At 71.6% G+C, this 16,355-nt stretch carries 17 protein-coding genes and 1 pseudogene; 13 read left to right on the top strand and 5 right to left on the bottom strand.

Translation table 11 applies throughout. From position 1 onward, the window contains the following. Nucleotides 1-162 precede the first annotated feature (162 nt). The 3 genes and pseudogenes from ACZ4EG_RS28055 to ACZ4EG_RS28045 all read left to right on the top strand — a co-directional run. A complete protein-coding gene (locus ACZ4EG_RS28055) occupies nucleotides 163-549 on the top strand; it encodes a LamG domain-containing protein (RefSeq protein ID WP_467792551.1) in 387 nt (128 codons plus the stop codon). 152 nt (nucleotides 550-701) lie between these two features. Further along, nucleotides 702-2,102 (top strand): glycoside hydrolase family 43 protein, encoded by a 1,401-nt coding sequence (locus ACZ4EG_RS28050; protein WP_467792550.1) that lies wholly within the window; start codon nucleotides 702-704, stop codon nucleotides 2,100-2,102. A 352-nt stretch (nucleotides 2,103-2,454) separates the two neighbouring features. Then, nucleotides 2,455-2,781, top strand: a pseudogene (locus ACZ4EG_RS28045) (SAM-dependent methyltransferase); the annotation flags it as partial. A 79-nt stretch (nucleotides 2,782-2,860) separates the two neighbouring features. Here ACZ4EG_RS28045 and ACZ4EG_RS28040 read toward each other — a convergent pair. Beyond that, nucleotides 2,861-4,081, bottom strand: coding sequence for a PP2C family protein-serine/threonine phosphatase (locus tag ACZ4EG_RS28040; protein ID WP_467792549.1), 1,221 nt, complete (start codon nucleotides 4,079-4,081; stop codon nucleotides 2,861-2,863). Nucleotides 4,082-4,214: 133 nt separating this feature from the next. On the opposite strand from ACZ4EG_RS28040, the gene ACZ4EG_RS28035 reads away from it, so the two are divergent. After that, nucleotides 4,215-5,561 (top strand): hypothetical protein, encoded by a 1,347-nt coding sequence (locus ACZ4EG_RS28035; RefSeq protein WP_467792548.1) that lies wholly within the window; start codon nucleotides 4,215-4,217, stop codon nucleotides 5,559-5,561. Here the strand turns inward: ACZ4EG_RS28035 and ACZ4EG_RS28030 are convergent, their stop codons facing one another. Continuing rightward, complete coding sequence (locus ACZ4EG_RS28030; protein WP_467792547.1) at nucleotides 5,562-7,655, bottom strand: SpoIIE family protein phosphatase; 2,094 nt, start codon at nucleotides 7,653-7,655, stop codon at nucleotides 5,562-5,564. A 241-nt stretch (nucleotides 7,656-7,896) separates the two neighbouring features. Between ACZ4EG_RS28030 and ACZ4EG_RS28025 the strand changes: the two genes are divergently transcribed. The 4 genes from ACZ4EG_RS28025 to ACZ4EG_RS28010 all read left to right on the top strand — a co-directional run bounded on the left by ACZ4EG_RS28025 (nucleotide 7,897) and on the right by ACZ4EG_RS28010 (nucleotide 9,754). Continuing rightward, a complete protein-coding gene (locus ACZ4EG_RS28025; protein WP_453555841.1) occupies nucleotides 7,897-8,094 on the top strand; it encodes a hypothetical protein in 198 nt (65 codons plus the stop codon). A 9-nt stretch (nucleotides 8,095-8,103) separates the two neighbouring features. Next, a complete protein-coding gene (locus ACZ4EG_RS28020) occupies nucleotides 8,104-8,745 on the top strand; it encodes an HdeD family acid-resistance protein (RefSeq protein ID WP_453555839.1) in 642 nt (213 codons plus the stop codon). A 114-nt stretch (nucleotides 8,746-8,859) separates the two neighbouring features. Then, the gene (locus ACZ4EG_RS28015; RefSeq protein WP_453555837.1) at nucleotides 8,860-9,276 is read left to right on the top strand and encodes an SHOCT domain-containing protein; all 417 of its coding nucleotides are present in this window, start codon (nucleotides 8,860-8,862) and stop codon (nucleotides 9,274-9,276) included. A 64-nt stretch (nucleotides 9,277-9,340) separates the two neighbouring features. Then, nucleotides 9,341-9,754: a DUF7144 family membrane protein gene (locus ACZ4EG_RS28010; RefSeq protein WP_453555835.1), complete on the top strand. Its 414-nt coding sequence runs from the start codon at nucleotides 9,341-9,343 to the stop codon at nucleotides 9,752-9,754. Between the two features lie 13 nt (nucleotides 9,755-9,767). Here ACZ4EG_RS28010 and ACZ4EG_RS28005 read toward each other — a convergent pair whose 3' ends face one another. The 3 genes from ACZ4EG_RS28005 to ACZ4EG_RS27995 are packed head-to-tail and all read right to left on the bottom strand — an operon-like array spanning nucleotide 9,768 to nucleotide 11,580. Next, a complete protein-coding gene (locus ACZ4EG_RS28005) occupies nucleotides 9,768-10,502 on the bottom strand; it encodes a YqjF family protein (protein ID WP_467792546.1) in 735 nt (244 codons plus the stop codon). Between the two features lie 36 nt (nucleotides 10,503-10,538). Then, nucleotides 10,539-10,754, bottom strand: coding sequence for a tautomerase family protein (locus tag ACZ4EG_RS28000; RefSeq protein WP_453555831.1), 216 nt, complete (start codon nucleotides 10,752-10,754; stop codon nucleotides 10,539-10,541). Nucleotides 10,755-10,809: 55 nt separating this feature from the next. Next, nucleotides 10,810-11,580 (bottom strand): SDR family oxidoreductase, encoded by a 771-nt coding sequence (locus ACZ4EG_RS27995; protein WP_453555829.1) that lies wholly within the window; start codon nucleotides 11,578-11,580, stop codon nucleotides 10,810-10,812. 184 nt (nucleotides 11,581-11,764) lie between these two features. Here ACZ4EG_RS27995 and ACZ4EG_RS27990 point away from each other — a divergent pair, with 184 nt between their 5' ends. From ACZ4EG_RS27990 to ACZ4EG_RS27970, 5 genes are all read left to right on the top strand, one after another. Beyond that, complete coding sequence (locus tag ACZ4EG_RS27990; protein ID WP_467792545.1) at nucleotides 11,765-12,637, top strand: helix-turn-helix transcriptional regulator; 873 nt, start codon at nucleotides 11,765-11,767, stop codon at nucleotides 12,635-12,637. Between the two features lie 68 nt (nucleotides 12,638-12,705). Next, nucleotides 12,706-13,695, top strand: coding sequence for a MerR family transcriptional regulator (locus tag ACZ4EG_RS27985; protein WP_467792544.1), 990 nt, complete (start codon nucleotides 12,706-12,708; stop codon nucleotides 13,693-13,695). A gap of 144 nt (nucleotides 13,696-13,839) precedes the next feature. Beyond that, a complete protein-coding gene (locus ACZ4EG_RS27980; RefSeq protein WP_453555823.1) occupies nucleotides 13,840-14,514 on the top strand; it encodes a hypothetical protein in 675 nt (224 codons plus the stop codon). A 161-nt stretch (nucleotides 14,515-14,675) separates the two neighbouring features. Further along, nucleotides 14,676-14,921 carry a ferredoxin gene (locus ACZ4EG_RS27975; RefSeq protein ID WP_453555821.1) on the top strand — a complete coding sequence of 82 codons (246 nt, stop codon included), beginning with the start codon at nucleotides 14,676-14,678 and terminating at the stop codon, nucleotides 14,919-14,921. After that, nucleotides 14,911-16,302 carry an NAD(P)/FAD-dependent oxidoreductase gene (locus ACZ4EG_RS27970; RefSeq protein WP_467792543.1) on the top strand — a complete coding sequence of 464 codons (1,392 nt, stop codon included), beginning with the start codon at nucleotides 14,911-14,913 and terminating at the stop codon, nucleotides 16,300-16,302. The genes ACZ4EG_RS27975 and ACZ4EG_RS27970 overlap by 11 nt, the downstream gene beginning before the upstream one ends. Nucleotides 16,303-16,355 lie beyond the last annotated feature (53 nt).

Genomic DNA, 16,355 nt, shown 5'->3' with positions numbered 1-16,355 from the left:
CGACATCGATCGCCTGCTGCACACCTTCCGTCGCAACATCGGTCTGCCTGGCACCCCTTCGACGAGGCCTCCGGTACGACGGACGCCGACGCCACCGGCAACGGAAAGGCCGCGTCGCTCGCCGGGGGCGCGTCCTGGGCGCAGCGCCATATCGCCGGTGCCGTGGACCTGGACGGCAACGACGGCCATCTCGCCCTCGGCGAGGACCTGTTGGCCGGAGCGTCCGCGTACTCGGTCGCGACCTGGGTCAGCCAGCGCATCGACGCCGACCCACTGCCCACCGACCGCTGGGTGCACGTGGCCGTGACGTACGGCGCCGGAGGAACCGCCGTGCTCTACGTGGACGGCCGGGAAGTGGGCCGGAACGCGGCGGTCACGGTCGAACCGCGCTACTTCGGCAACCACATCCGGAACGGCTGCATCGGCAGCTCCCAGTATCCCGACCCGTACCTGAAGGCGGCGGTGGACGACTTCCGTGTGTACGGCAGGACACTGACGGCCGCCGAGGTCACGGCGCTGGCCCAGGGGACAAGTGGCACACAGGCTTGACCTCCGTGTTGCGGAAGGATTGACGCGCCACATCCGCCCCTCTAGTTTCTGATCGGTTCACCGAACTTTGTTCGGTATCTCGAACCCCTTCTGGAACTCCTCGAACGCCTCGAACCTCTCGAACGGCTCTACACGTCCCCCCTGGAGAGCAGATGTGCGCTGACCCCCACCCCGCCATGCCGTCGCGACGGCTCTTCCTCGGCATGGCGGCGGCCGTGCCCCTGGCCGCGGCGACCGATCTGACACTCGCAGCGCGCCCCGCGCACGCCGCCGACTCGGCCTACGTCATGGGGTACTTCACCGAGTCACCGAACGGCACCGGCACCGACTACGGCCTCCATCTGGCCGTCAGCACGGACTCGCTGCGCTGGATGCCGCTGAACCAGAACAACCCCGTGGTCACGCCCACCGAGGGGGCGCTCGGACTGCGCGACCCGTTCATCCTGCGCAAGCAGAACGGCGCCTTCGTCGTGCTCGCGACCGACCTCAAGGGCACCGACTGGAGCTATGTCAGCCAGTACATCCACCTCTGGGACTCGGCCGACCTGCGCACCTTCACCGGCTACCGCCGGCTGAAGCTCCACGACATGAACACCCACAGCTGGGCCCCGGAGGCGTTCTGGGACGCGGGACGCGGACAGTACGCGATCATCTACTCGGCCGTGAACTCCAGCGGCCACAACGTGATCATGGTGAACCACACCACCGACTTCCGGACCGTGACATCCCCGCAGGTCTTCTTCGACCCCGGCTACGACGTCATCGACGGCGACATGGCGGTGGACGTCAATGGCGTCAACTACCTCTACTTCAAAAGCAGTTCCGCCCAGGCGCTGGTGGGTGCCAAGTCCTCCACGCTCGACCCCGGCAGCTTCACCGCCTTCAGCACACCGGTCGCCCACGGCGGCACCGAGGCCCCGATCCTCGTCAAGTCCCCGACGTCGGGCGCCTGGTACCTGTGGGGAGACACCTACACCCCCAACGGCGTCTTCTACGCCTGGCAGAGCACCGACCTCGCCGCGGGTACCTGGACCGCCCTGGACCAGCGCGCCTACACCCAGCCGGTCAACTCCAAGCACGGCTCCATCCAGCCGATCACCACCACCGAGTACACCAACCTCGTGTCCAAGTGGGGTGCCCCCGCCTGGAACCGGCTCAAGTCCTACAACCACCCGGACCGTTACGTCCGCCACTCCAACTACGTCGGCCGGATCGACGCCTACCCCTTCGATCCGTACACCGACTCCCAGTGGAGGCTCGTACCCGGTCTGGCCGACAGCGCGGGCGTCTCCTTCCAGTCGGCCAACTACCCGACCCGCTATCTGCGGCACTACAACTACCAACTGCAACTCGACACCGACGACGGCACGTCGACGTTCGCCCAGGACGCCACGTTCTACAAGACCGCGGGCCTCGCCGACGCCACCTGGACGTCGTTCCGCTCGTACAACTTCCCCACCCGCTACATCAGGCACTCCGACTACGTCCTGCGCATCGACCCCGTCACCACGGCCACCGAGAAGGCAGACGCCACCTTCTCCATCGGCTACTGAGCCCGGGCAACGGGCCCTACGGCGATGTCCGTGACCGACACCGACACCGACATCGACGAGGGCCCGGTGCGATCCCTGTGACGGGTCCTTCGGCCGGGTGGGGGCGGGGCGGTTCGGCCCCGGAGGCGAGGCGGTCGGGGCCGTGGGGCCCGGGGAGTCGACCGCCGTACTCGCCTCCGGGTGGTCTGGGGGCCGCCGGGAGCCGGTCCTCGGGCCGTCGCTCCAGCGGCTGGGGGAGGGAGGGCGGAGCCATTGCCGTACGCCTTTCGTCCGGCCTCGCACAGTGGGGGCGTAGGTGTCACATCCGCCCCGCCCACGGCAGAAGCAGACGACAACCCGCGCCGGACGCGCCGTCCACTTCATGCTCGACGAGGACGACGCGGTCGGCGTCGTACGCCGCCTCCTGGAGCCGCTCCCCTCGGGCAGCTATCTGGCGATGTCCATCGGCACCGCCGAGTTCGCGCCACAGGAGGTGGGCCGGGTCGCCCGCGAGTACGCCGCCCGCAACATGCCGATGCGGCTGCGCACCATCGACGAGGCCCATGAGCTCTTCGAGGGCCTGGAGCTGACCGAACCGGGGATCGTCCAGGTCCACAAGTGGCACCCGGACGGCACGGGCGAGCAGCACATCCGGGACGAGGACATCGCCATGTACGGGGCGGTCGCCCGCAAGCCGTGACCGCGCCGGGGCCGGGGCCGGGGCCGGGGAGAGCCTCCCCGGTCCCGGGCCTCAGCCGGTGAGACCCCGACCTCGAGCCTCAGCCGGAACCCGGATGCGCGTCGGAACCGTGGCGGAACGCGTCGGAATGGATCAGTCGTCCGTGGTGCCGGCGATGGACGGCCGCGGTGCGGTGGAGGGCAATGAGGGCCGCGTCGTCGTCGAGGCGTCCTCCGCAGTGGCCCAGCAGATCGCGCCGGATGTGGTGCATGAGCGCTTCCGGGCTGGCCTCGGTCCACTGCGCGACGCGCTCCGTCAGCGGGTAGAAGCGGCCGTCCGCGTCACGGGCCTCGATGACACCGTCGGTGTACAGCAGCAGGGTGTCGCCGGGCTCGAAGGAGAACACGTCCAGCGTGTAGTCCCCGGGCTTCGACGTGTGGACCCCCAAGGGGGGTGCCGGATGCAGGCTCGGCACGGAGACCGCGTGACCGGGGCTGAGCAGCAGCGGCGGAGGGTGGCCGCAACTGGTCATCCGGGTGACCGCGTCGTCCTCGGGGATCTCCACCAGCAGGGCGGTGGCGAAGCGCTCCCCGGCCTCCTCGGGCGGTTCGAAGTCGGCCGTGTAGCGGGTCACGCTCTGCTCCAGCGTGGCGGCGAGGTCCGGCAGGGACGCGTGCCGGTGGGCGCCCTCGCGGAAGGCGCCGAGCAGCAGCGCGGCCTCGCCGATGGCGGACAGACCCTTGCCGCGCACATCACCGATCAGCACGCGCACGGTGTTGTCGACCCGGGTGGTCGCATACAGGTCCCCGCCGATCTGGGCCTCGTCCTCGGCGGCCAGATACAGCGAGGCGATCCGCAGATGGCCGATCTGTTCCGGCAGCGGCCACATCAGCACGTGCTGGGCGGCCTCGGCCACCGACCGGACCTGGGCCAGCTGGGCACGGTACCGGTCGCGGACCGCGCAGTAGACCACAATGAGCGCCGACAGTACGGCCAGGGTGACGATCTGCATGATGTGGTTCGTGGTGGTCAGCCCGCCGTGGAAGACGGCGATGACCGTCTGGGCCGCGACCGCGAGCGCCCCCACCAGCGCGGTCGCCCAGGGCCCGGCGAAGGACGGGGTCAGCGCCGGCGCGATGACCAGTGTGGGTCCCAGATGGACGTCCTCGGGGGAGTGGATGTCCACCACGGCGATGACCACGATGAGCGCGATAGGAAGCAACAGCAGCGCGTGACTCGATTGCCAGGACTGCCGCAGACCCACGAGGCCCTGCCGCGTACCCACCTCTCCAGCGTGCCGCACGCCCGGTGGACTGGCCATCTCATGGCCGACGGACGCCTTCCGGCACGGGCCCGATCTCCCGCTTCCTCGCCCGGATGGACGCCGTCGGCGTGCCCCGGTGCCCGCCCGCTGACGGAATGGGTGGACAGGCACGCACCCGGCCGGAGGCCCCATGAGCGATGCGCACGACCCCGGCTCGTCTCCCGGTCAAGGTCAAGGCCCGGAAGGCGCCCCGGCCCCGGGCGGTCCGGGTACGGCCCACGGAACCGCGGCCGGCCGGGTGGCCCGCAAGGTCGCCTCGGCCGTGCTCATCGTGCTCACCTGCATCCTGGTCCCCGTCGCCCTGCTGACGACCTGGGTGCACGACATCGTGCTCGACACCGACCGGTACGTCTCCACCGTCGCCCCCCTCGCCACCGAACCGGCCGTCCAGGACGCGGCGGTGCAGCGGATCACCGAGGCCGTGGCCGTGCATGTCGACGGGCAGCAGGTCGCCGCGGACATCGCCACCTGGCTGGAGTCCCAGGGACTGCCGCCCCGCGCCGGCGACGCCCTGAAGAACCTGGGACCGCAGCTGAACTCCGCGGTCGACCAGGCCGTGACCAAGGTGGCCACCCGGGTGGTGCAGAGCGACGTCTTCGCCAAGGTGTGGACGGACGCCAACCGGACCGCCCACAACGCCGTCGTGCACGCGCTCACCGGCAAGGGCCGCGGCTCGGTCGGCGTCTCCGGCGGCACCATCACCCTCGATGTGGGCGAGGCCGTCGAACAGGTCAAGAAACAGCTGGTCGACGCCGGACTCTCCCCGGCGAAGTACATCCCCACGGTCAACAAGCAGCTGGTGCTCTTCCACTCCGACGAGCTCGCCAAGGCCCGCAAGGGCGCCCGGCTGCTGGACGCGCTCGGTAACTGGCTCCCCGTCATCGTCGTGCTCATCGGCGTCGGCGGTGTGCTGCTGGCCCGCGGGCGACGGCGGGCCCTGGCCCGCACCGCACTGGGCGCGGCCTTCGCCTGTCTGGTCGTGGCCATCGCGCTGATCGTCGCCCGCGACTACTACCTGGACCACCTCCCGCCCGAGGTGCAGTCGAAGGCGGCGGCGTCCGCGATCTTCGACACGCTCGTGCGCTTTCTGCGCGTCAGCCTGCGCACGGCGATCGTCCTGGGCGTCGTCATCGCGCTCGGCACCTACTTCATCGGCCCGGGAAGGCTGCCGGTTGCCGTGCGCGGCAGGTCCGAGAGCACCGCGGACGCCACGGCCCGCTGGGCGGCGGACCACCACATCCGTACGGGCCGGGCGGGGGAGTGGGCGCAGTCGTACCGCCGGGCGATCACACTCGCCGCGCTGCTGATCGTGGCGCTGGTCTTCGCCCTGTGGAACCATCCGACGGTTCTGACGGTCCTGCTCCTGGTGCTCGTGCTGCTCGCCGTGCTGGCCCTGCTCGCTCTGCTGGCCGCGAGCGGCCGGGCGGAGGCCGAGGGACAGCCGGCGCCGGGCCCGCCAAGGCAAGAAAGAGCCTGATCAGCGGGGGTCCTTCCGCGATGCGAAGGACTGTTCCGTCCAGATCGTCTTGCCTTCGTCCCCGTACCGCGTGCCCCATGCGTGGGCCAGCTGCGAGGCGATGAACAGACCCCGTCCGCCCTCGTCGACCGTGCGGGCGTGCCGCAGATGCGGCGCCGCGGCACCGGCGTCGCGGACCTCGCACGTCAGGCTGCGGTCATGGATCAGCCGCAGCTCCAGGGGCGGGTCCCCGTACCGGATGGCGTTCGTGACCAGCTCGCTGACAATGAGCTCGGTGTTGAAGGCGGTCTCGTCGTCCACCTTCCAGTCGGTGAGCTGCATGCGGACGCGGTGCCGGGCCTCGGCCACCGCCGCGGGATCGGCGTCCAGGTACCAGGAGGCGACACGGTCGGCGGGCAAAGAGCGGACCCGTGCGACGATCACCGCGGCGTCGCCGGCCCCGAGGCCCGAGGGGAGCGCGTACACGACCGCGTCGCACAGCTCCTGCAGCGCGCGGTCGAGGTACTCGGGCGATGAGCGCAGGGGTCCCGGGGAGTCCGCGAGATACGAGGTCAGCAGGGGGTCACTGGTGAAGACCAGGACGCTGCCCTCCGGCGCCTCGAACTCGACAGACGTGAACGGCGCGTCCGCGTCCGTGCCCAGCCGGGGTCCGGACGGCGGGTCCGGGATGCCGACGGTGCCGTCGGGCCGTACCAGGAGAGGAGCCAGCCGGCCCGCTCCCGCGATCACGAAGGTGCCGGTCAGTGGATCGTGGATCGCGTACACACAGTCCGCGGCGAGCGTCTCGCGGCGCAGCGGATCGCCCAGCGGGAGATTCGCGCGCTCCGCGGCCAGCAGGGTCGTCGTGTCGTGCAGCCGGGCCAGGAGCTCGTCGGGGGCGATGTCGAACGCGGACAGCGAGCGGATGACCGTGCGCAACTGGCCCATGGTCGCGGCCGCGTTGAGGCCGTGCCCGGACACGCTTCCCACCACGAGCGCGGTCCGGGCGCCCGACAGGGCGATGGTGTCGTACCAGGACCCGGGATCGGCACCGGTGACGGACAGATAGGCGGTCTCCAGGGACGCGTGGCTCTCCGGTGTACGGGGCAGCAGCTGGCGCTGGATCGTCGCCGCGACGGTGTGCTCCCGGACGAAGCGCCGGGCGTTGTCGATGCACAGGGCCGTGTGCGAGGCCAGCTCGACCGCGAGTCGTCTGTCGCCCTCGTCGAAGGGGGGTGTCTGCCCCGCGCGGTACAGGCTCACCAGGCCCAGGACCGTGTCGCGCAGCGTGAGCGGCACCACCAGCAGGGTGTGGGCCCGCGACGCCTGGATGGCCTCGGCGCGCGCGGGGTCGACGTCGAACCACGGGGCGTCGGGCTCCAGGGAGACCACCCGCGGGAGCAAGTCGGCCAAGGCCTGGGAGAAGGGAGTGGGTCCGGGCAGCCGGCGTACGTCACCCACCGGGTGCGCCTTCGGCGGGTGTGAACTCGTGGCGCGGAACGCGGTGCGCATCAGCGGCGTGCCCTGGGGCAGCGGGGCGAGCGGCGGATCGTCGCCGCGGATGACGGCGTCCACCACTTCGACGACGGCGACGTCGGCGAACGCGGGCACCAGAGCCCCGACCAGTTCCTCACCGGTCACCGCCGCGTCCAGCGTGCGCCCCACGCACCGGCGCACCGAGTCGAGGACCTCGGCGCGGGTCCGGTTCCGCTCGCGTTCGGTGACGTCGACCGCGGTGACGGCCAGGCCGAGCACCGCGCCGGACGGGCTCTCCAGCCGCAGTATGGTGATCTCGAAGTGGCCCACCCGCGGCGGGTCCCCCTGGATACGCGCCCGTACGATGTGGTCCCGCAGCGGGACCCCGGTGTCCAGCACCGCGAGTGCTGCGGCCTCGAGTTCCTGCTGGTCGTCGAGGACGTCGTACACCTCGTGGAGCGGGCGTCCGATCACCTGGTCCATGGGGACGTCCCGCATGGCCGGCGTAGCGGTGTTGACGCGTACGACGCGCAGCTCCGTGTCCAGCAGATGGAGCCCGACCGGTGACTGCGTGAACAGCGCCTCCACCATCGAGGCAGCCCTCTCGTCCACCTGCCGGCCGGGACGGCTGTACGCCACAGGAACCACCTCCGGGGTTCACGCGCATCTCCCAGCGTGCCCCGTGCCGCAAGCCGTCGCATGCGGGGCCTGAAGGCGCTGGTCGGGCGCGGTGCGCGGCCCGGTGCGCCGCACTGTCCCGGTACCCCGCGGCCCGCCGTATCACCTCTGCCGGGTGAGGCCGGGCGGCGCGTCACGGCGGAGGATCGCCAGGAAGCCACAGTTCGCCTGCGCCACACTCCACCCGCGGGGAGAGCAGCTCATGCGGTACGAGATCCGCATCGACGGACACCTGTCTCAGACGCTCGTCGAAGCCTTTCCCGAGCTCGACCATGTCGTCGTGTCGGGTCAGACGCTGCTGTTCGGCCCGGTCGTGGACGAGGCGCACCTCTACGGACTGCTGGCCAGGTGCCAGTCGCTGGGGCTGCACGTCCTGGAGATGCGCCAGTTGCCGGAGTAAGGAGGAGCCATGACCGTACCGTCGCATTCGGGACCTGGTGCCGGACCGGAACAGGACCCCTACGGCACGTCCTTGGGGTCGCAGGGGGATCCCCTGGAGGTGCTGGCCGCTCTCGGCGCCTCCTGGGGCTGGGCGCTGACCTCGGCGCTCGTCACCCTGATTCCGGGCATTGTGATCCTGGTGTGGCCGCACGGGACGCTGCATGTGGTGGCGGTCGTCATCGGCCTGTATCTGCTGGTGAGCGGCGTGCTCAGATTCGTCGCGGCGTTCGCCCGGGAGGCTCAGGGCGAGCGGTTCGCACGGGTCCTGCTCGCGACGCTGTTCGTCGTGGCCGGTGTGCTGTGTCTGCGTCACCCCCTGCAGACCATCGCCGCGCTGTCCCTGATCGTCGGTGTCGCCTGGCTCGTGTCCGGCATGCTCACCCTCTACACCGCCGTCGCCGTCAAGGGCCTGCCGCACCGGGGCGTCCTCGCCGGCGTGGGTGCGCTGGGCGTCGTCGCGGGGATCGTGGTCCTCGCGCTGCCGACCGAGTCCGCGGTCGTCCTGACCCGGCTGCTGGGCCTGTGGCTGGTCCTGCTCGGACTGGCGGAACTGGTGATGGCGTTCGCCCTCCGGGCCGCGATCCGCAGGGCGGAGAAGGACACGGTGTGAGTCCCGGCCCGCCGATCACCCTCATCGGGTGAGGCGCACGGCCGGCGCGGCGGACACGCTGAGGTGGGCACGGACCGCCACCGGGGCGTCCACCCCGAACGGAGGAGGAGACAAGTGGCTGTAGACACGTACCTCGCCTACGACTATCCGCTCCTGAGCGCGTTCTGGACGATGCTCTGGTTCTTCGTGTGGGTCATGTGGTTCATCCTGCTCTTCAAGGTCATCCTCGACATCTTCCGGGACGACTCGCTCGGCGGCTGGGGCAAGGCGGGCTGGCTGGCCTTCGTCATCCTCCTCCCCTTCCTCGGTGTCTTCGTCTACGTCATCGCGCGGGGCAGGGGCATGAGCGGCCGCGAACTCGCCTCCGCGCGTGCGCAGAAGGAGCAGTTCGACACCTACATCCGGCAGACCGCCGGCGGCACGGCCGAGCCGAGCAGCGTCGACCAGCTCGCCAAGCTGTCCGAGATCCGCGCCAGGGGCGACATCACGGAGGAGGAGTTCCAGCGGGCGAAGGCGAAGGTCCTGAGCTGACCGCCGAACGCCGACCACTGCCGGACGACGACCAGAGCCGGACCAGACGAAACGAGGCGAAGCGATGACCACCACCCCCCGCACGCAGACCGGAACGAAACAGGCATGGGCCGCGGGCCTGACGACGTTCGCCGCCGTCATGCTGATGATCACCGGAGTGCTCGGCATCTGCCGCGGCATCATGGCGATCCTCAAGGATGACGTCTTCCTCGTCACGCCCAGCTATGTCTTCCGGTACGACCTGACCGGTTGGGGCTGGATCCATCTCTTCCTCGGCGCGATCGCCGTCGTGGTCGGCCTCGGGCTGTTCCAGGCGACCTTCTGGGCACGGATGGGCGGCATCGCCATCGCCGCGCTGATCGTCGTCGCGAACTTCCTGTCCCTGCCGTACTACCCCGTCTGGTCGATCCTGATGATCGCCATCTCGGGGTTCGTCATCTGGGCCCTGTGCGTGGCGAAGACCGAGGAGCCCGCCTGATCCCCGAGTGCGCCTACGGAAGCAGGGTGGGGGTCCCGAACCGGACGGTGACCCCGGGGGAGTGGAGCACACTGACCGGCGGGCTCGTCAGGGGCGGCAGCCCGGCGGCCGTGACCAGGTCGTCGTCGAGATCGAGCAGCCGGGCCCGGTGCAGCGGCCACGGCGCGTGCTCGTTGGGCAGGTGCACCGTGCGGCCGTGCCATGACACATGCAGACCCCACCGTGCGGTCAGGAACCGCTCCAGCGGCGTGGGTTCGGCGATCGGCTCGCCGACCCGCACGACGGCCCGGCTCGCCTCGCTCCGGCCGCCCGGGCGCCTGCGGCGGCAGCTGTACGTGATCACGTCGCCCTTGCGGCGCAGGCGCATGGTGGACCACACGTACGGCAGCCGGACGCCGAGCCGTCCCACCAGCACCGGTATGAGCCGGGCCGCGTCCAGGGACCGGAAGACGACACCGCGCCGCCCGTGCTCGTCCACCGAGTACAGGCGCACGTTCGTCTCGCAGAACGTGCCCAGGTACGGCAGACCCGGCCCCGGTCCCAGGCCCACAGCGCGCATCAGGAACGGGACCAGGCCGACGTAGGTGACCCCGTCCAGAGTGTCGGGACGGGTGCCCGCGGGCAGCAGACCCGCCACCCGGTCCGGCTCCACCGCCCAGTGCAGGAAGGCCAGTTCGTGCCAGCCCTGGACGAGCGTCGGCCGCCGCACCGGCCGCGGGGTGGACAGGGTGATCGGCTCGGTCTCCATGACGAAGCGTTCTAGCACGGAGACCGAGCCGGTCCGTCAGCGGTCCGGCGACTGCTGGAGCATGGCCAGGGTCAGCACCTGGCCCCCGATGCCCCAGCCTCCGTCGGTCACCTCCTCCACCAGGACCATGGTGGTGGCGCGGGCGCGCTCACCGTAGATCTCGACATAGAGCTCGGTGGTGCGGGTGACGATCAGCTCCTTCTGCTTCTCGTCGAGGCTTCCCGCGGGGACCTTGAAGTTCGCGAACGGCATGGTGGGGTCTCTCCTTTGTGTGGCGATGCTGTCGGTCGGGCGATTCCGTCGTCGGTCAGACGATGCCGCCGTTGGCGCGTACGACCTGGCCGTTGACCCAGTGGCCGGCCGGCGACGCGAGGAAGGCCACCACCTCGGCGATGTCCGCTGGGGTGCCGAGCCGTTCCAGCGGGGGCTGGGCGGCCAGCCGGGCGACGGTCTCCTCGTCCTTGCCCTCCAGGAAGAGGTCGGTGGCGGTGGGACCGGGGGCGACGGCGTTGACGGTGACGTCCCGGCCGCGCAGCTCCCGCGCGAGGACCATGGTCAGCGCCTCGACCGCGCCCTTGCTCGCGCTGTACGGGCCGTACCCGGGGAAGGCCAGGCCCACCACGGAGGTGGAGAAAGTGATGAACGCCCCGCCGGCGCGCAGCGTGCGGGCGGCCTGCTGGGCGACCACGAACGTGCCGCGGATGTTGGTGCGGTGCATCGCGTCGAGCTCGGCCAGATCCAGCTCGGCGACCGGGGCCAGATACATCCGGCCGGCCGCGTGGACGACCACGTCGACCCCGCCGAACTCGGACCCGGCGGTGGCGAACAGCGCGGCCACCCGCTCCTCGTCGGCGACATCGGCCCGGACGGCGACCGCCCGGCCACCGGCCGCGACGGCTTCCTTCACGGCGGCCTCGGCCAGGTCGCGGTTGCCCGCGTACCCGACCACGACGGCATGTCCGTCGGCGGCCAGCCGGCGCACCGTCTCGCGGCCGATGCCGCGCGAGCCGCCGGTGACGACGGCGACGCGGGGTGCCTTGGACCTGGTGGGGGCTGCGGCGGTTTCCTGGGTGGACATGGTGACTCCTGCGCAAGATGCCGTACGAGCGCGCCACGAGGCTTGGTCCGTGGCGCCGGGCGACCCGGTGTTGCCCTGCTTGCGTCCCCACCCTCGGCCGGCGTTCCCGCGACAACCACGGCTGTGTCCACCCTGGGGTCGGCGACCCCTGGTTCCGTCCGCCGGCAGGCGTGACCATGGACGGGTGAACCAGTCGGAGCTCGCCGCTTATCTGAAGTCCCGCCGCGATCGGATCCGCCCGGCCGACGTCGGTCTGCCCACCGGTCCCCGGCGCCGGGTGCCCGGACTGCGCCGCGAGGAGGTCGCCCAGCTGGCCGGGCTGTCCGCGGACTACTACACCGAGCTGGAACGCGGTCGCGGCGCCCAGCCCTCCACCCAGGTCCTGGCCGCGCTGGCCCGCGCGCTACGGCTGAACGGCGACGAACGCGACCACCTCTTCCACCTCGCCGACCGGCCGCTGCCCCCGGCGACCCATGGCTCCGCCGCCCATGTCCAGCCGGCCCTGCTCGGGCTGCTGGACCGGCTCACCACCACCCCCGCCCAGGTCATCACCGACCTGCACGAGACCCTGGTGCAGAACCCCCTGGCCGCGGCGCTCGTCGGCCCGCCCCCGGCGGTGAGCGGACCCGCGGCGAGCTTTGTGTACCGCTGGTTCACCGACCCCGCCTCCCGTGGGCTCTACCCGCGGGAGGACCACCCCCATCACTCCCGGGTGTTCGTCGCCGACCTCCAGGCGGTCGCCGCGAAGCGCGGCAGCGATCCCGAGGTGACCCGGATGGTGGCCACGCTGCGCCGCCGCAGCGAGGAGTTCGCCGCCCTCTGGGACACCCATGACGTCGCGCTCCGCCGGACGGACCACAAACGCATCGTCCACCCCGCGCTCGGCGTCATCGAGCTGGACTGCCACAGCCTGTTCAGCGAGGACGGGCGCCAGCGCCTGCTCTGGTTCACCGCCCCGCCCGGCACCGAGGGCGCCGCCCAGCTGGAGCTTCTCTCGGTCATCGGGACCCAGGACATGACGACGTCGGTCGACGAGTTCGGGCGGCGGCGGGGGTGAGCGGGTGCCGCGGGCGCGCCGAGGCGCAGACTTGAGTCTCCCGCCGGGGGAGACCCGAAGGTGGGGGCATGGACGGCGGCACGCTCTACTCGATCGGTGAACTCGCCCGGCGCACCGGGCTGACGGTCAAGACGATCCGTTTCTACTCCGATCGCGGCATCCTGCCGCCGGCCGACCGCACACCCGCCGGTTACCGCCGCTACGGCCCCGACGCAGTGGCCCGTCTCGCCTTCGTCCGGACGCTGCGTGAACTCGGACTCGGCCTGGACGCGATACGAAACGTCGTGGACCGGCAACTCGCCCTCCCCGACGTCGCCGCGGAGCACGCCGCCGCGCTGGACGTGCAGATCCGCGTCCTGCGTCTGCGCCGGGCGGTGCTGACGGCCGTGGCCGAACGGGAGCCGACCCCCGAGGAGATGGCACGCATGCACCAACTGGCCAAGCTGACCGAAGCCGAACGCAGGCGCCTGACCGACGACTTCCTGGACGCCGTCTTCAACGGCCCCACCGGCCCCGGCGACAACTCGGGCCTTGCCGCGGCCCGTCGCTCGATGACTCCCGAACTGCCCGACAACCCCTCGGACGAGCAGGTCGGAGCATGGGTGGAGCTGGCGGAACTGTCCCTCGACCCGGACTTCCGGACCACGCTGCGGCACCTGGCCGACGAGCAGCGGCGCCTGGCCGAAGACCAGCGGCGCCCGGCCGAGGACCGTACTGCCGAGCCGGCCGACGACGGCCCCGTGCCGCCGCGCCCCGACGTCGTCGCCGTCGCCCGCGATGTCGTGGGCGCGGCCGTGGCATCCGGAATGAGCCCTCGATCGCCGCGGGCCGACTCCGTCGTGGCCACACTCACCGCACGCTGCGCCCTCGCGGGCGGCCGCGCCGACGACGCCGAAGCACGGCGGTGGCTGCTGGAGCGTCTGCAGACCGCCGTCGATCCGCGCAGGGACCGCTACGTCCAGCTGCTCGCCCTGATCAACGGCTGGCCCGCCCCGGAACCCCTCGCCCCGCCGCTCACCTGGACCGTGACGGCGTTGCGCGTCCGGACGTCCCGATGACGGGGCGGTCCCCGGCCCCGGCTCCCCGCAGGTGACGGACCGCGCCGTGTGCCGTTCGGGTGTCTCCCGGTGGCGGGGCTCCCGGGGAGCAGGCTTGCTGGTGGCGGGGACCGCCGGAACCTCCGGAGAGGAAGCGAGCCGCGCATGCAGAACATCGGGCCGGGGGAGCAGGCCCTGCAGACCCCGCGGGCAGCCGGGCTCGCGGGGATCGTCTTCGCGCTGCTGCTCGCGGCCGCCATCGTCCTGATCCGGCTCGGGATTCCCCAGGGCGCCGACGCGGTCACCGCCCCGGGGTTCACCGACTCGGCCCGACGCGGTGCGGTGCGCGCGGCCCTGGATCTCGTGCCGTTCGCCGGCATCTTCTTCCTGTGGTTCGTCGGCGCCGTACGTGCCCATGTCGGCAACGCCGAGGACAAGTTCCTCGCCACCGTCTTCCTCGGCAGCGGCCTGGTCTTCACCGCCACCATGTTCGGCGCGGCCGCGGCGGCCTGGGCCGTCCTCGCCACCCAGCAGCCCTCCGGCAGCGCCCCCGGGCTGTCCACCTGGAACTTCGGCCGCCACTTCGCGTACACGCTGATGACCGGGTACGCGATGCGGATGGCTGCCGTCTTCGCGGGCTCCCTGTCGGTGCTCGGGCACCGCCGCGGAGTCCTGCCCCGGTGGCTGACCCTGCTGGGCTTCCTCACCGCACTGACGCTGCTCTTCGTCGCGCCGAACGTCCCGTGGTCCGAGCTGGTGTTCCCGGGATGGTCGCTGCTGCTGAGCGTGTACATCCTCGCGGTGAGCGGTCGCGGGCGGCGGGCCGTCACGGTCGGCTGAGGACGGCTCCGCGGGACGTCACCCGATCGGAATGTCCCGGCGCGCGCGGCCACATCCCGGCTTCCATGCTGGCGTGCGGGAGATGACCGCCGTCCCGAGGCGAGTGCCCGCCGAGCGGGCGGAGCGCCGACGGACCTGGCCGCCGAAAGGGCGGAGCGTCGATGAGGCTTGTCGTCGATCTCAACAAATGCCAGGGGTACGCGCAGTGCGCGTTCCTCGCGCCGGATGTCTTCGCCATGCACGGCGAGGAGTCGCTCGTCTACAACCCACGGGCCGAGGAGGAGCAACGCGAGCGGCTCGCGCGCGCGGTCGCCGCCTGCCCCGTGCAGGCGATCACGGCCGACGCGCTGGACGGTGTGGGTGGCGCGCCCTCGGAACCCGCTCGGGAGTCCTCCGATGGCAGCTGACTATCTGGACCGGCTCCGGCGCGAGGGCCGGATCGTCATCGTGGGCGCCTCGCTCGCCGGACTGCGGGCCGCCGAGACGCTGCGCGACGAGGGCTTCACCGGTTCGCTCACCCTGATCGGCGACGAGCCGTACGAGCCCTACGACCGGCCGCCGCTGTCCAAGGCGGTGCTGCTGGGCAAGGCGGACCCGCGCCACACCGAGCTGCCCCGGTGTCGTGAGGTCGACGCCAAGTGGCGCCTCGGTGTCCCCGCGACCGGCCTCGACATGACGGCCAAGCGGGTCCGGCTGGCCGACGGGGACGAGGTCGAGTACGACCGTCTGCTGATCGCGACCGGCGTACGGGCCCGGCCCTGGCCCAAGGAGCCGGAGGCCCAGCTCGACGGCGTCCTCGTGCTGCGCACCCGGGACGACGCGGTCGGACTGCACCGGCGGATGAAGGCCGGTCCGCGCCGGGTGTTCGTCATCGGTGCCGGGTTCACCGGTTCGGAGATCGCCTCCGCCTGCCGGGACCAGGGCATCCCGGTCACCCTCGCGGAGCGGGCGGGCGCGCCCCTGGCGGGTGCCCTGGGCGGGGTGATCGGTGCGGTCGCCGCGGACATGCACCGCGAGAACGGCGTGGACCTGCGCACCGGTGTGATGGTCACCGCCCTGGAGGGTGACACGGTCGGCCGGGTGCGCGCCGTGCATCTGTCCGACGAGAGCGTCGTGGAGGCGGACGTCGTGGTCGTCTCGCTCGGCGCCACCCGCAACACCGACTGGCTGGCCGGATCCGGGCTCGGCGCGGGCCCCCGAGGCATCGCCTGCGACGCGGGCTGCCGTGCCTTCGACTTCCGGGGCATCGTCACCGACGACATCTTCGTCGCGGGCGACGTCGCACGCTCCCCGCACGCGCTGTTCGGCTACCAGTTCCTCTCCCTCGAACACTGGGGCAATGCCATCGCGCAGGCCGAGACCGCCGCGCACAACATGATCAGCCCCAGCAGCGATCGCCGCCCGCACCTGTGGATGCCCGCCTTCTGGTCGTCGCAGTTCGGCGTGAACATCAAGTCGGTGGGCGTACCGCCCATGGGCGAGCAGCTCATGATCACGCAGGGCTCGCTGGCCGAGCGCCGTTTCGTCGGGGTCTACGGCTACCAGGGCCGGATCATCGCCGCCGTGAGCTTCGACAACACGCGGTGGCTGGACTTCTACGAGCGGATGATCGAGACGGGCGCGCCGTTCCCGGTGGAGTTCCCCACGGTGGACCGCCGCCCCGAAGGCCGCACGCCCGTCCCGGCCGACTTCCCCGACCCGTCGCTGCCGACACACGGCCCGACCGTGACCCTCAGCGGTTACTCACCGGCCGACCGACAACTGGTCTTCACTCCGGCCCGGCACTGACCGACAGCCGGCCCGTTCGACGTCCGCCCGGACCTGCACGCCCAAGGACCCCA

The sequence above is a fragment of the Streptomyces sp. NPDC025638 genome (assembly GCF_055558775.1).
This window is presented reverse-complemented; position numbering and strand designations above follow the sequence as displayed.

Coding starts and splice junctions, on each gene's coding strand:
- ACZ4EG_RS28010 (WP_453555835.1), top strand. CDS start 9,341: ATGACCACCACCCCCCGCACGCAGACCGGAACGAAACAGGCATGGGCC.
- ACZ4EG_RS28000 (WP_453555831.1), bottom strand. CDS start 10,754: ATGCCGTTCGCGAACTTCAAGGTCCCCGCGGGAAGCCTCGACGAGAAG.
- ACZ4EG_RS27985 (WP_467792544.1), top strand. CDS start 12,706: ATGGACGGCGGCACGCTCTACTCGATCGGTGAACTCGCCCGGCGCACC.
- ACZ4EG_RS28025 (WP_453555841.1), top strand. CDS start 7,897: ATGCGGTACGAGATCCGCATCGACGGACACCTGTCTCAGACGCTCGTC.
- ACZ4EG_RS27980 (WP_453555823.1), top strand. CDS start 13,840: ATGCAGAACATCGGGCCGGGGGAGCAGGCCCTGCAGACCCCGCGGGCA.
- ACZ4EG_RS28040 (WP_467792549.1), bottom strand. CDS start 4,081: ATGGCCAGTCCACCGGGCGTGCGGCACGCTGGAGAGGTGGGTACGCGG.
- ACZ4EG_RS28050 (WP_467792550.1), top strand. CDS start 702: ATGTGCGCTGACCCCCACCCCGCCATGCCGTCGCGACGGCTCTTCCTC.
- ACZ4EG_RS28020 (WP_453555839.1), top strand. CDS start 8,104: ATGACCGTACCGTCGCATTCGGGACCTGGTGCCGGACCGGAACAGGAC.
- ACZ4EG_RS28005 (WP_467792546.1), bottom strand. CDS start 10,502: ATGGAGACCGAGCCGATCACCCTGTCCACCCCGCGGCCGGTGCGGCGG.
- ACZ4EG_RS28035 (WP_467792548.1), top strand. CDS start 4,215: ATGAGCGATGCGCACGACCCCGGCTCGTCTCCCGGTCAAGGTCAAGGC.
- ACZ4EG_RS27975 (WP_453555821.1), top strand. CDS start 14,676: ATGAGGCTTGTCGTCGATCTCAACAAATGCCAGGGGTACGCGCAGTGC.
- ACZ4EG_RS27995 (WP_453555829.1), bottom strand. CDS start 11,580: ATGTCCACCCAGGAAACCGCCGCAGCCCCCACCAGGTCCAAGGCACCC.
- ACZ4EG_RS27970 (WP_467792543.1), top strand. CDS start 14,911: ATGGCAGCTGACTATCTGGACCGGCTCCGGCGCGAGGGCCGGATCGTC.